The sequence below is a fragment of the Faecalibacterium sp. An121 genome, from assembly GCF_002160915.1.
GTDB lineage: Bacteria > Bacillota > Clostridia > Oscillospirales > Ruminococcaceae > Faecalibacterium > Faecalibacterium avium.
On record NZ_NFLM01000006.1, the window covers coordinates 45,766 to 58,657 of the forward strand.

Sequence of the window (12,892 nt, forward strand, 5' to 3'; positions counted from 1 at the left end):
CTGTTTTACTGTGCGGGCTGTGCGGCGGCGGTCTGCGCCTTTCTCCTTGCCCGGTATTCCCGCGCCTTGATACGGTCATACTCCCGCTGCTTTTCAAGGTTTCGCGCCCGGTACTCCCTTGAATACTGCCGGTGATAGGCGCGGCTCTTTTCCTTTTTGGCTTCTTCGATTTCCTCCCGCATTTGCCGGATTTCCTGCTCCGTTGGCTCTGTAAGCTGTGTCACTTCGTTCTCAAATTTGCCGATATAGTTGAAATATATCCCGATGTGCTGAATGGCTTGTTTTGCCCTTTTCTTGTCGCGCTCATGCACTTCAATCCGGCTGATAAACTCGTTGAGAATGGCGGGGGTCAGGTCGGTAAAGGCAGCGTAGCGTTCCGTCAGCTTCAAAAACTTCTGCGCCCGTCCGCCCGCGTTCTCAAAAGCGGATAGCTGCTCTTGCAGCTCGGCAAGCTCCGCTTTCAGCGCATAGTATTCTTCTGAATACTTCTGCGACATTTGCTCATAGCGGTCTTGCGGGATCGTGCCGAGGGCGTTGTCCTCATAGAGCTTGTTCAGCACCTTGTCAATCTGTTCAAGGCGCGTCGTGATTTGCGGGATACGCTTCTGCTGTTTCTTGGTCTTGTCGGTCTGCTGCATGGCAAGGTTCTTTTTCACTAAGGCTTCAAATTCCGCCCAGTTGCTGATAGAATAGTCCTCGATTTTCTTCAGCACTTCCGCGATGGTCTGCATGAGCAAATCCGCGTCAATGATGTGCGGGGAATTGCATTTGGGGTTTTTGGCTTTTCCCTTGTGGTACTCGCTGCAATAGGCAACATGACGCTTGCCGCCATTCCGATAATCTATGCGAATGTGCATTTTCGCACCGCAATCCTTACAGAAAAGCAAGCCCGACAAAGGGTGGATTTCCCCGTCCCCGTTGGGGCGTTTGACGGGCGCATTTTCCAAAATCCGCTGTACGGTTTCAAAGTCGGTGCGGTCAATAATCGGCTCATGCACATTTTCGGTTATCTGCCATTGGCTCCGGTCTACATAGTGGTTCCGCTTGTCGCGGAAGTGCTTTGTGGTCTTGAAGTTGACAACATCACCGCAATACTCCTGCCGTGTGAGGATATGGGTCAGGGTGGCTTTGTTCCACTTATAGCGGTTGGCCTCATTGAGCGCCCTGTTTTTACAGGTTCCCCGCCCGCGCTCTTTCATGTAGAATGTGGGCGTTGGGATTTGCGCCTGCGTGAGATATACGGCAATTTGGTTTCGGTTTTTTCCGTCCAGAAACAGGCGAAAAATCAAACGAACAACTCCGGCGGCTTCCTCGTCGATAATCCAAAAATCCTTGTTGTCCGGGGATTTGACATAGCCATAGGGGGCTTCGGTGGCAATCGGCTTTCCACTCATGCCCTTCGTCTTAATGCCGGTCTTTACTTTCTTGCTGATGTCCTTTGCGTACCACTCCGACATGATGTTGATAAAGGGCGCAAACTCCAATGTATCGGGCTTTTCGCTGTCTATCCCGTTGTTGACTGCGATAAAGCGCACATTGTTCCGTCTGAATATCTCCATCGCATTGCCGACTTGGAGATAGTCACGCCCCCAGCGTGTCAGGTCTTTCATAATGCAGACACCGATTTTCCCGTTCTCTACATCGTCCATCATGCGGGAGTAGGCAGAACGGTCAAAAAATCTGCCGCTTTCGTCATCGTCAATGTAGTGCCGGATATTGGTTAAGTGCTGCCCTCTGGCGTAGTTCTCCAAAAAGATTTTTTGGTTCTGTATCGAGTTACTCTCACCGCCGTCCCTGTCCTCGTCGCCCACGGAAAGGCGGGAGTAAAGGGCTGTAATTTTACTATAATCAGTCATGTGCATAACCTCCTGTGCGTCCATATAGGCTTCCTTTACACTTAAAATTATGCACTCCAGCGGGCCGAGCCATACTCGCTGCCGTGGCGGTACTTCTTGGCGTTCTTGCCTTTCAGGTAGACCGCCAGCCGCAGCCCTGCGCCGAGACACAGCCCCACCAGCAAATCCAGCGGGTGGAAGCTGGGAATAATCCGCCCCAGTGCATCCGGGAGAACGGTCATCAGAGACTGCATCTTTTCGGTCATGTCAGCACCCGCCGCCATTCGCCAGGCCCAGCCCAGGTTGGTGGCATACAGACCCATCAGGATATAGGGCAGGTTCAGGATTACCAATCGTTTTGTGTTCTGGTTCATCGGTCGGCACGCTCCTGTCTCTTTTCCCTCATTTTGCCAGGCACCAACTCAGCAGCCAGGGCCTTGAACTGCTCCAAACGCTCCAGAACGCTGGGGCGTTTTTCTTTGTTGACCAGCTTGGCGGAGTAGTCCTTGAAAGCTGCGGTCAGGGTATCGGCGTCCCGCGCCTTGAAGAAAACCACATACCGCGGCGGGGTGTCGTGGTTCTTGGTGATAGCGTAGTCCACGCCGTACTTGTCCAAAATCCGCTTGAAGTCCCGGATGCCGGTTTTCTCGATCTCGATGTTGGTGGCTCCCTGATCCTGCCGCAGCAGCTGCTTGACGCTCTGTTTGCCCACCGGCTTGCTGTGCGCCTTGCCCGCTCTCCACTGCAAGAATTTACGCGCTGCCGCCAGAAGTGTCCTCCCCGTCAGTTTGGTGGTGCTGATGGCAAAGTTGATCGTTCTGTTCTCTATATCTTCCTGCATGGGCTTCACCATCCTTTCTGGCCTGCAGCAGGGCTGCAATCAGGAACCCAAACCAGGTTCCTGCCGCAAAATGTGCCATTCCCGCCCACATGGTCAGTCCAGCCGGATGCCCATAAAGCTGTCCGGGCCGGTCATCAGGATGACGGTGTGATCTTTGAGGAATTCTGCCACCCGGTAAAGATCATCCACCGTGAGGGATACCGTATATCCCTTTTCATCAATCCTGAAAAAGATCATGGGGCCGGTCAGATAGTATTCCTCTCCGATCCGCAAAACCTGCTCCGGGCAGTAGCTCATCATAACGGGGATGTCTTTGAACCCGTAGAGCATATCGGTTTCATCGAAGCAGGGCAGGATGTCCGGGGCATCTGCCAGACGGATGACAGACAGGGGCAGATCGGGAGCCGCGGCGGCCAGATAGGGCTTGGTTTCTTCCTCTGCCGGGGGCGGACCTTCCAGGCATGCTTTCAGCATTTTTTCCATGGCGCAGACTTTATCGTAAATCTGCCGGGTAGTGATGGTGGCTGCGGTTTTCTTGGTTGCCATAGGCGTTACCTCCAAATTTTCAAGTTGTGTTCTGGTTGTTTTGCCAGCCGGTCAGCGTTCCTGACTGCGTTGACGTTTCTTTTGCCACTGTTCCAGGAGCTTCAGGATGGTTTCCTCCATCTGACGCGGGGTGTAGGACTTGGGGAAATACTTGCGCAGAACGTCGTTCTTAATGGTCACACGGTCCATTTCAGCCTTTTTCTCCTCGCCCATGATGTCGAAAATGGCATCGTAGCTGCACTGTCCAGCCTGGCTCAGTTTTTTGATTCTCTGGGCCTGGGACAGGGAAGGAGCGTTCTGGGTATCCTGCATAGCCTCAAAAAAATCCCGCTGCTCGGAGGTTGTCAGGTACGACAGCTCCACAGCGGGATTGAAGGATATTTTCTTTTGGTCTACCAGTTCCAGAAGTTCGGGGATCAGATTGGTGAGGCGAATAAATCTTTTGACTTGAGACTTACTGTCATCACTATCCAAGGCTATTTTTTCTGCGGCTGTCAACTTCGGCCCAACTTGGGCCGAAGTTAAATCCGACCTAGCACCTTGATTTTTTATGGCTTCCAGCTTCATTTTGTACGCAAAAGCCCGCTCACTGGGCAGAATGCTCTCGCGCTGCAAATTGCTGTCCACCATCTGAATCACTGCCTGGTCATCATCCATGTTGCGTACAATCACCGGCAGGGTTTTCAGCCCTGCCAGCTCGGCGGCGTGCTGCCGCCGGTGGCCCGAAATAATCTCATAGCCTCCTTCCTCCCGCGGTCGGACAACCAGCGGGGCCAACACGCCAAACTGTGCTACGCTCTCCACCGTCCGCTGCATGGCCTCATCATCCAGCACCTTGAAGGGGTGGTTTTTGAAGGGATGCAGGTCTGCGATGGGGATTTGCTGAATCTGCTCGGTCTGGCGGCTTTCTTCGGTAGAAAAAATGTCATCGTAGCTGGTCAAGCTGATGTTTGCGCCGTTTTTCGGCACTTTGCAGCACCTCCTTCGTCAGTGCCCGGTAGGCTTCCGCCACTTTCCCCTTGGGGTCATGGGCATAGATACTCCTGCCTTCGGCACTGGTTTCCGCTGCCCGCACAGACCGGGGTATTCCCTGGGCAAATACCTTGATTTTGCCCCCATAGGCCTGCCGGACCAAGGCGTCGATCTCCTTTCCAAAGCTGGTTCGGCTGTCGGTCATGGTCATCAAGATGCCTTCAATCCGCAATCGCGGGTTGATCTGCCTTCGCACCTTGCTGATGGTCTGTAGCAGCTGCTCCAGGCCCTTGGCGGGCAGATATTGTGCCTGTACCGGGATCAGGGCACTATCTGCTGCGGCCAAAGCGTTAATCGTGAGCATACCGAGACTGGGGGTACAGTCCAGCAGAATATAGTCATAGGATCGCTTGTTGACTTCCAGCACCTGCTTCAAGACCTTTTCCCGGCTCATGGCATTCACAAGGCCCACTTCCATCCCGGCCAGCTCGATGCTGGACGGGATCAGGTCCACACCCTCTGCGTGATGGAGGACTCCTTCTCCGGGCTGGATTGGCTTGTCCTCCAAAACCTTGCCCATAAGGGTGGAAAGGGTGGTTTCTAGTTCATCAGGTTTGGGCCAGCCCATGCTGATGGTAAGCGAACTTTGTGGGTCTACGTCCACCACCAGCACCTTTTTGCCCTCCATGGCAAGGCCCACCCCCAGATTTTCGCAGGTCGTGGTCTTGCCAGTGCCGCCTTTCTGGTTAGTTATGGCGATTACGGTTGCTTTTTGGGCCAAATCATCACCCCCTTTCACACCCGGCAGGTGCCGGTTACTTTGCGTTCAGGTCGTGCTGCACCCGGGCCGCGTAGCTGCTGTGCATGGTCATGGGTGCATTGTAGAGCGAAGCCAGCAGATACTGCCGCATATTCCGCACCTGGGTGGTGTTTTCTTTCAGACACATCAGGACAAAACGGATATGGTCGCTGTTCAGCTTCATCAGCTGGCCTCGAACCACTTCAGCCGGTTTATCATCTCCTGCGATTCGGATCATCTTCCGATGGCTGCACACGGTATCCACCAGCAGCTCCTGCATCTCCCGTAGCATATCCTCGTCTTCGGGGTTGGCCTCCATCAGAGCATCAAGGCCCAGTTCCTGAGAAAAATAATCCTGATACAGAGCGCGGTCGTCTTTCCCTTCGGCTTCCATTCCGGCGTCTGAGCCGGAAAAGAAGGGATCAGTCTCGCTCATCTCAGTCTTATTCTGATTCGTCTTATTACCGTGTCCTTTTGACACCTCTTGCCGTGTGGAAATGACACCACTGGACGTGTCGTTTTGACACTTCTGGAAGTGGCTTTCCGACACTTCTGTAAAGTTTTTCACATAGATCAGATTGGGCCTCCCCAGGCCCTGCCTCCTGCGCTCGATCAGACCGGCCTTTTCTTCCAGCTCCCGCAGCAGGCCCACCGCCTTCTTGTTGCCGCAGGCCAGGCTCTCCATAATTTCTTCAACGGTAAAGATGATGTACACCCGGCCAGTGCTATCCAGCCAGCCGTTTTTCACCGACAGGCTCATCCTGTCCAGCAGCAGGCCGTACAGAATCTTGGCTTCTGCCGAAATCCCGCGGAACCGCGGGTCGGCAATGAGGATCTTGGGCAGCCGATAGAAAGAAAACAGGTCAGCCTGTCCGCCAGTGAAGTAGTTCGCCATGATGTTTCTCCTTTCTTAGTTCATCCGTGTCTGTCATTCTGTGGGCAGGGAGGCAATCTTACCTCTGCCATGCCTCAATCTCGGCCAGCTGCCGGCGCAGCTCATCTTTTCCGGCCGGGGTGAACAGGGTGTAGCAGCCGAAGAAACCGGTATCCCGGTTGTAGAAGTCCCTAACAATGAAAAAGCCCCGACGGAAGGGTCCCGCGTAGGGCATCAGGTTTCCGGCAGGGGCACGGTAGAGATACTTCTTATGCTGAAGATACTTGCAGAACAGCCGCTCGGGCACATTCAGCTCCTTGGCCGTGGCCCGGATGTTGGTGCAGTCACCCGGATTCACAAAGGCGTCGTAGAACTCTGCCTTGGGCTTCAGGTTCAGCAGCTCCTTCCGCAGCGCTTTGTTTTCCCTCCGCTCCTTGACCAGGGCGTCGGCAAAGCGGAAAAGGATTTCCGGGTCTCTCTCGATCTGCTCCAGCAGCGATTCACCCAGGTAGCCGCCGTGCTTGCGGATGGTGGGGAGGACCTCGTCGAACACCCAGCGTTCAAACCGCACCGCAGTGGGCAGCTTGCTGTGAACGATCAGCCGGTAAACATCGCCTTCAGGGATAAACGCCATCTCAATGGTCTTGTTCGGCGACTGGGGATGCGGTGCGTAACGTTTCGTTACGCACCGGCAGTGGTCAGTTAAAGCTTTACGGTTGTTCTTGTAGCCCAGCGCCTTGGCTACGTCCAACCCACAGAACAGGCACTTGCCGTTTTCCTGAATCACGCGAATCTGTCCGAACTCTTTGCTGCTGAAGCTGGCCATCATGTTTTCCATAACTGAGTCTCCTTTACTCTGTTGCTGGTTCATCAAAGAGGCCCCCTTCGCTCCTTCCCGAAGGGGCCGTCCATTCTTCCGTTATGCCGAGAACTTATCTTTGCGCAGCGGCTTGTCCCGCAGCGTCCTCCGGGTCTTGTCCATCGGACACCGGACAAACAGACAGGTTCTGTACTTGAAGTTGGGCTGGTTGTATTCACAGCTGCCGCAGCAGGCCGGCCTCTTGGCCTTTTTGGTCTGCCGCTCTTTTTTCTGAACCAGTTTCTCCGCTCGGCGGATGTCTCCCGTTTTCTTACCCATGACCGTTCTTCCTCCTCGCTGCTTTTGCTTCACGCTGCTTCCACAGGTCCCGTTCCAGGTCCTTATAGCAGCAGGCACTGACGCAGGGGGTGCCCACCGCGTACCGGCAGCCCTCACACTTCCGTTCTTCTTCGGTAATGACTACCTGGGCCAGGTAGTAGCAGTTCTCTCTGCCCAGGATGCAGCCCCGCCTCCTGTTTTTCCAGAACTGGCAGAACCGGCAGTCGGCCGGGCGGTCTGCGTGGTAGCGAACACCGTCGATCATGATGTAGTTCCGATCTTCCATAGTACTGACTCCTTTCATTGTATCGGGAAACAAAAAAAGCGGCCCTGATCTGCCATACCCTGGCAAGTCAGAGCCGCTATGTATATTCCGCAAAGACCGACCAAAAAAGCCGTCAGTCTCCTGGATGTTTCTGATTTCTATAGGCTGGGAGCTAATTTTCCGATGCAGGTTTTTTCGCATTTCTGGAAGCATCTTCCATTTTTTCCTGTTTGGGCTTCCAATTTTTGGTGGATGATCGTTAAATGACATCGTTGGGAATTGGAGCTTTGTTCTTTTTTAGTCCGGCCTGAAAAAGGACCTCGAAAATTCCTTCTAGGCCCAGGCCCTTTTTCATTGGTTTTCGGCTAAGAACTTTTTTAAAATTTAGCCTCGTTCCCGTTTTGGGCTGGAAAAACCTGGTTTTCCCAACAAAAAACGCGGAAAACTGGAGCAAGACTTTCTCGTCTTACCAATTTTCCGCGTAAAGGAATGTCCCCGCCCGGGCTTGAACCGGGGGCCTCGGGCTTAGGAGGCTCGCGCTCTATCCAACTGAGCTACGGAGACTTATAGCTTTTTGATGATTTTTTGTTTGAATCTTAACTGGTTTTCGGTTTTCGCTTTATTTTGTGTTTTTTGCCTTTGGAGGCTTTTCAGCCGTCCCAGCCGGTGCCGAATTTCCAGTTTTTGGGCTTTTTTGCACCTCTTTCAGCCGTCAGAAGCCGGTTTTTCGGGGGTGCGCTTGATAGATTTTGAACTGCCATCTGCATTTTTCCCAGCGGAAAGAGGTCCTTGACCGTCTACCACTTAGGAGGCGAGTGCTCTATCCAGCTGAGCTACGAAGACAAAGTCGCTGCTTATTACAATAAAACGAGTGTCCTTGCAGCTGACGCTGCAAGAGCACCCGTTGTGGTGCGAGGGAAGGGATTTGAACCCTCAAGGTTACCCACACGCACCTCAAACGTGCGCGTCTGCCAGTTCCGCCACCCTCGCATATCTGTCTTGCGGTGCCGTCAAAGCACCGTGCGCTGAACTGCTTGAATATAATATCACACCGCCGGCGCAAAGTCAAGGCGTGAAAGCGATTTTATAGGCTTTCATAGAATTTTCTTTCCTTCATATCCTGATACTGGATCTTTTTATAAGGAGGCTTTTGGTATGCAGTTTTCATTTGCCAAAGGGCGTTTTGCGGCGTGCTGCCTTCTTCTGGGCGCCGCCTGTGCAGCGGCGGGGTTTGCCCTGGGCGCGGCGCTGTCGGCGCGTCCCTCTGCCGGGAAGGCCCCGGCGCCCAGCGTCCGCCTTCTTCCCGCAGCCATCTCTCAGCCATCGCCGCCGCAAAGCCAGCCCCTGCCCCAGCGCCTGGTCTGCCTGACCTTCGATGACGGCCCCAGCCGCACCACCCCCGCCGTACTGGAGGCTCTGGCCGCGGAAGGGGTGCCCGCCACCTTTTTTGTAGTGGCCAGCGAATCCAACGAATCGTACCTGCCTCTGGTGCAGCAGGCCCAGCAGGCGGGTCATGAGATTGCCCTGCATTCCGCCTCCCATAAGTACAGCGACATCTACCGCAGTGCCGACGCCTTTTGGGCCGACATCGAGCTGCTGCGCCAGCGCCTGGCCCCCTATGTGGACGCCGAAGAACTCCGCTGCCTGCGGTTCCCCGGGGGCAGCACCAACACGGTCAGCCACAAATACGGCGGCAGCGGCATCATGCAGCAGCTCAAGGAGCAGGCCGAGCAGCAGGGCCTGCGCTGGGTGGACTGGAACGTCTGCGCCGAAGATGCCACCGGCCAAAAGCTCTCGGCCGACGCGGTCTGCCGCAATGTGACCGAGGGCAGCCAGGGGCTGGACCGGTGTGTGGTTTTGATGCACGATTCGGCCACCACGGCCACCACCGCCCAGGCGCTGCCTTCTATCATCCGCTGGTACAAGGAAAACGGCTATACCTTCTGCACCGTATCCCAGCTGTACGGCAGAACCGGCTGAAAGGAGCTGCATCCACCCGCCGCCCTCCCCCGCAGCAAAAAAAACGCCAGACTGCCCACAGACAGCCCGGCGTTCTTTGTTGCTATGTCTTTTTGGCAGAAGGGCGTTACCGATCCATCCTAAGCCAGGATGGCCCACAGCGCCAGCAGCACCGCCAAAAAGAGCAGATTGGACAGGGTGAACAGGGCAAAATAACGCCCCTTCCCTGCCGGCTCCTCCCGGGCGATCTGCCGGTAGGAGATCAGGCTGGCCATCGACGCGATGAGGGTACCCAGACCGCCCAGGTTGGTGCCGATGATAAGAGCCTGCACATCCTGGGTAAAACCGGACAGCAGCAGCGCCGCCGGCACGTTGCTGGTGACCTGGGAGGCCAGTACCGCCACCAGCACCTCCCGTCCGGCGATGATCTGCCGCAGCCAGTCCGAAAAAGCCTCCACCCGGCCCAGATTTCCGATAAAGACGAAAAAGGCCACAAAGGTCAGCAGCAGGGAGTAATCCACCCGGCCCAACGTGGCCCGGTCCGCCAGCAGCGTAGCCGCCAGCACCGCTCCAAACGCCACCGGATAGGGCAGCACCCGCACCACCGCCAGCAGGCAGACCACGAACAGGGCCGCATCCATCCAGATGATCCGCCCGTCCGCTGCAACGCTCTGCTGCGGGGCCAGGAAGGGGCCGCCGGTCCCCTTGCGGACCGGACTGCCGCCCCGGCAGAGCCATACCGCCCAGCCGGCCAGCAGCGCCAGCGAGGCCAGCGTATAGGGCAGCATCAGGGCCACAAAGGCGCCCATCCCCATGCCGCTGCGGCCATACAGATAGAGGTTCTGGGGGTTGCCGATGGGGGTCAGCATACTGCCCAGGTTGGCCGCGATGGTCTGCATACACACCACCGGCAGGATCAGTTTTTCCCGCGCCTCGGCGCTCAGGCTGTTCAGGACTACAAAGGTAAAGGGCACGAAGGTGAGCAGCGACACATCGTTGGTGATGAACATACTGCCAAAAAAGCACAGCCCCACCAACACCAGGACCAGCTGCAAAGTACTGCCCGTCAGAGCCAGCAGGGCCCGGCCCATCCGGTCAAAGATCCCCTGCTGCCGCAGCCCGGCCATCACGGTCATCAGCGAAAAGAGGATGGCCAGGGTACGGAAGTCGATGTAGCCGAGATACGCCCCATCCGGGGGTACAAAAAAGGCCGAGAGCAGCGCCAGGACCGCCGCCACCGAAAGGACGGCCTCCTGTTTGATGAATCGTATCAACTTTGTCATGATTCCCACCCGCAAAAGGGAGCGGCACTGACCGCGCCGCTCCCCCGTTTTGTTGAACTTTTACTGCTTTGCCGCAAGGAAGGTGCTGAAAGCGCGGTAAGCCATGTACAGGTCGTTCTTGCTGACCACCTCGAAGGGCGAGTGCATGGACAGCACGGGCACGCCGATATCCACCACGGCGATCCCCTGGTGGGCCACTTCGGTGGCCACCGTGCCGCCGCCGCCCAGGTCGATGCGGCCCAGCTCCCCGATCTGCCAGGCCACGTCGGCCTGGTCCATCATCCGGGTCAGGTAACCCATCTGCTCGGCGGTGGCGTCGTTGGCGCCGCTCTTGCCGCGGCTGCCGGTGTACTTGAAGAAGGCCACGCCCCGGCCGGCATAGGTGCCGTTCTGGGGCTCAAAGGCGCTGGACCAGGTGGGGTCGTAGGCGGCAGTGACGTCCGCCGACAGGCACAGGCTGTTGCGGAAGGCACGGATCTCATCGGCCCCCTGCATCCGGCACAGCTGGCGCAGCCAGTCGAAGGTGTAGGCGCTGCCCATGCCGGTGATGCCGTAGCTGCCGATCTCCTCCTTGTCTGCCAGAACGCAGATGGTGGTGAAGGCGGGGTCCTTGACCTCCAGCTCGGCCTTCAGGGCGGCGTAGGCGTCCACCCGGTCATCCTGGCCGTAGCCGCCCACCATCGACCGGTCAAAGCCGATGTCGCGGGCGGGGCTGGCGGGGACGATCTCCAGCTCGGCGCGGGTGAAGTCCTTCTCGGTGACGCCGTATTTCTCGTTGAGCAGGATCATGGTGTTCAGCTTGACCTTCTCCTTGACGTCCTCATCCTCCACGGCGTCCGAGCCGATCAGGATATTCAGTTCCTCACCCCGGATGCCGTCGGACAGCTCGCGTTTGTTCTGCTCGGCGCTCAGGTGCGGCAGCAGGTCGGTGATGCAGAACACCGGATCCCCTGCGTCCTCGCCCACCTGCAGGGTGACGGTGGTACCGTCGGCCCGGGTGAACACGCCGTGGATGGCCAGCGGCATGGTGACCCACTGGTACTTGCGGATGCCGCCGTAGTAGTGGGTCTTGAGGTAGCTGAAGTGGGAAGCCTCATACAGAGGGTTGGGCCGGACGTCCAGCCGGGGGCTGTCGATGTGGGCGATGACCAGGTGGAAGCCCTCCTCCATCGAGCGGGTGCCGATGGTGCCGCAGAGCACCGTCTTGCCCTGGTAGATCCAGTAGACCTTGTCGCCGGCAGCGTACTGCTTGCGGTCATCGTACAGCTGGTAGCCCGCTTCCTGCAGGGCCTTCTCGGCGTAGACAGCCACTTCCCGCTCGGTCTTGCAGCGGGTCAGGAAATCCTTGTAGCCCTCACCAAAAGCGGCGGCAGCCTGACGCACCTGGGCGTCCTTGTCGCACTTGTAGGCGGGCTCGTACAGCAGCTCTTTGGCTTTCTGCTGTGCGGCAGTCAGTTCTTTCATTTCTATACACCTCTCAATTTACATTCCAGGGTTTTTGCAAAATGCACTTTGTTTCGCCCTAAAATACTGTAAAGTGAAATCACTTTTCAGTATTTTACGCGCATCGCGCACCCGCAAAAGCCCTCTTTCCGTTTATATACTGGAGCCGTCATGCTCCGTATAGCTTGGTTTCTGCTCTTCTCCCAGACTCAGGCGGGAAAGGTCGGTGCAGAGGTACTCATAGACCCGGTCCACCGTCTCAAAGCCCATCCGGGCGTAGAGATCTTTGGGCGTGTCCTCCGGGTCTGCGTGCAGGTACAGGGTGTTCCCTTCCCGCCTTGCCTGCAGGGCCATGGCCTTGAGCAGGGTCGTAGCCACATAGCGGCAGCGGAACTCGCTGTCCACCAGCAGGCCGTCCATGCAGGTAAACCCGCCGTATGAATAGGTGTAGCAGGAGCCGGCCAGTTTCCCGTCCAGGTAAGCCCCATGGTAGGTGAGCTTCTGCCGCAGGCGGCAAAGGTTCCGCACCGTGAAATCCTCGCCGTACAGCGGGCCATAATAGCGCAGCTCGTTTTGCTCCAGCTGGGCGGGGTCAGGCAGTCCGACCGTGACGTTGGGGGCAGATTTCCAGGCCGAGGGATCCGCCTCGTTCGGCAGGACCATGGTCAGCGTTTCTTCCCGCTCCAGACCAAAGTCCTTCTCCAGCGGCGCGTATCCCTCCAGCTTGAGGAAACCGTCCCCTCTCGCCTTCTGGTACGCCAGCGCCCTGCGCACCTCCTGCTCCGACGGCTGCCCCTGATAGAAAAATGCGTTGTGATCGTATTTGTCCCGCAGCTGGTCATCCTCCCGCTTGGTCAGATGCTCCGAGAACGGGTGCGAGACCGAAAACAGCGCCAGAAATTTCTCGTCGGTCCTTCTTGTCTGTATCATAATCATA

The 12,892-nt window shown here is 56.8% G+C and carries 13 protein-coding genes, 2 tRNA genes and 1 pseudogene; 1 reads left to right on the plus strand and 15 read right to left on the minus strand.

What is annotated here, in order from left to right; translation table 11 throughout:
- Positions 1-5: 5 nt before the first annotated feature.
- The 12 genes and pseudogenes from B5E66_RS04690 to B5E66_RS04745 all read right to left on the minus strand — a co-directional run bounded on the left by B5E66_RS04690 (position 6) and on the right by B5E66_RS04745 (position 8,260).
- On the minus strand, positions 6-1,880 hold the full coding sequence (locus B5E66_RS04690; protein WP_073113131.1) for a recombinase family protein: 1,875 nt from the start codon (positions 1,878-1,880) through the stop codon (positions 6-8).
- 32 nt (positions 1,881-1,912) lie between these two features.
- A pseudogene (locus B5E66_RS04695) lies at positions 1,913-2,209 on the minus strand (VirD4-like conjugal transfer protein, CD1115 family); the annotation flags it as partial.
- Complete coding sequence (locus B5E66_RS04700; protein WP_087229325.1) at positions 2,206-2,676, minus strand: PcfB family protein; 471 nt, start codon at positions 2,674-2,676, stop codon at positions 2,206-2,208. The gene B5E66_RS04700 and the pseudogene B5E66_RS04695, both read right to left, overlap by 4 nt.
- 93 nt (positions 2,677-2,769) lie before the next feature.
- Entirely contained in the window at positions 2,770-3,222 is a 453-nt protein-coding gene (locus B5E66_RS04705; RefSeq protein ID WP_087229328.1) for a hypothetical protein, read from the minus strand.
- A gap of 51 nt (positions 3,223-3,273) precedes the next feature.
- Complete coding sequence (locus B5E66_RS04710; RefSeq protein WP_087229332.1) at positions 3,274-4,191, minus strand: ParB/RepB/Spo0J family partition protein; 918 nt, start codon at positions 4,189-4,191, stop codon at positions 3,274-3,276.
- Positions 4,148-4,975: a ParA family protein gene (locus B5E66_RS04715; RefSeq protein WP_087229335.1), complete on the minus strand. Its 828-nt coding sequence runs from the start codon at positions 4,973-4,975 to the stop codon at positions 4,148-4,150. Before B5E66_RS04715 ends, B5E66_RS04710 begins: the two co-directional genes overlap by 44 nt.
- Before the next feature lie 34 nt (positions 4,976-5,009).
- On the minus strand, positions 5,010-5,888 hold the full coding sequence (locus tag B5E66_RS04720) for a DUF6017 domain-containing protein (protein ID WP_087229338.1): 879 nt from the start codon (positions 5,886-5,888) through the stop codon (positions 5,010-5,012).
- Positions 5,889-5,946: 58 nt separating this feature from the next.
- On the minus strand, positions 5,947-6,705 hold the full coding sequence (locus B5E66_RS04725) for a BRO family protein (RefSeq protein ID WP_087229341.1): 759 nt from the start codon (positions 6,703-6,705) through the stop codon (positions 5,947-5,949).
- A gap of 81 nt (positions 6,706-6,786) precedes the next feature.
- On the minus strand, positions 6,787-7,005 hold the full coding sequence (locus tag B5E66_RS04730) for a hypothetical protein (RefSeq protein ID WP_087229344.1): 219 nt from the start codon (positions 7,003-7,005) through the stop codon (positions 6,787-6,789).
- The gene (locus tag B5E66_RS04735) at positions 6,998-7,291 is read right to left on the minus strand and encodes a hypothetical protein (protein WP_087229347.1); all 294 of its coding nucleotides are present in this window, start codon (positions 7,289-7,291) and stop codon (positions 6,998-7,000) included. The genes B5E66_RS04730 and B5E66_RS04735 overlap by 8 nt, the downstream gene beginning before the upstream one ends.
- A 469-nt stretch (positions 7,292-7,760) precedes the next feature.
- Positions 7,761-7,834, minus strand: a tRNA-Arg gene (locus B5E66_RS04740).
- A gap of 343 nt (positions 7,835-8,177) precedes the next feature.
- Positions 8,178-8,260: transfer RNA gene (locus B5E66_RS04745), tRNA-Leu, on the minus strand.
- A 165-nt stretch (positions 8,261-8,425) separates the two neighbouring features.
- On the opposite strand from B5E66_RS04745, the gene B5E66_RS04750 reads away from it, so the two are divergent.
- Positions 8,426-9,250 (plus strand): polysaccharide deacetylase family protein, encoded by an 825-nt coding sequence (locus B5E66_RS04750; protein ID WP_087229350.1) that lies wholly within the window; start codon positions 8,426-8,428, stop codon positions 9,248-9,250.
- Between the two features lie 119 nt (positions 9,251-9,369).
- Here B5E66_RS04750 and B5E66_RS04755 read toward each other — a convergent pair whose 3' ends face one another.
- The 3 genes from B5E66_RS04755 to B5E66_RS04765 all read right to left on the minus strand — a co-directional run bounded on the left by B5E66_RS04755 (position 9,370) and on the right by B5E66_RS04765 (position 12,891).
- On the minus strand, positions 9,370-10,512 hold the full coding sequence (locus B5E66_RS04755; RefSeq protein WP_087229353.1) for an SLC13 family permease: 1,143 nt from the start codon (positions 10,510-10,512) through the stop codon (positions 9,370-9,372).
- A 60-nt stretch (positions 10,513-10,572) separates the two neighbouring features.
- Positions 10,573-11,976 carry an aminopeptidase gene (locus tag B5E66_RS04760; protein ID WP_087229356.1) on the minus strand — a complete coding sequence of 468 codons (1,404 nt, stop codon included), beginning with the start codon at positions 11,974-11,976 and terminating at the stop codon, positions 10,573-10,575.
- Positions 11,977-12,108: 132 nt separating this feature from the next.
- Positions 12,109-12,891 carry a GNAT family N-acetyltransferase gene (locus B5E66_RS04765; protein WP_242958090.1) on the minus strand — a complete coding sequence of 261 codons (783 nt, stop codon included), beginning with the start codon at positions 12,889-12,891 and terminating at the stop codon, positions 12,109-12,111.
- Position 12,892: the final 1 nt, after the last annotated feature.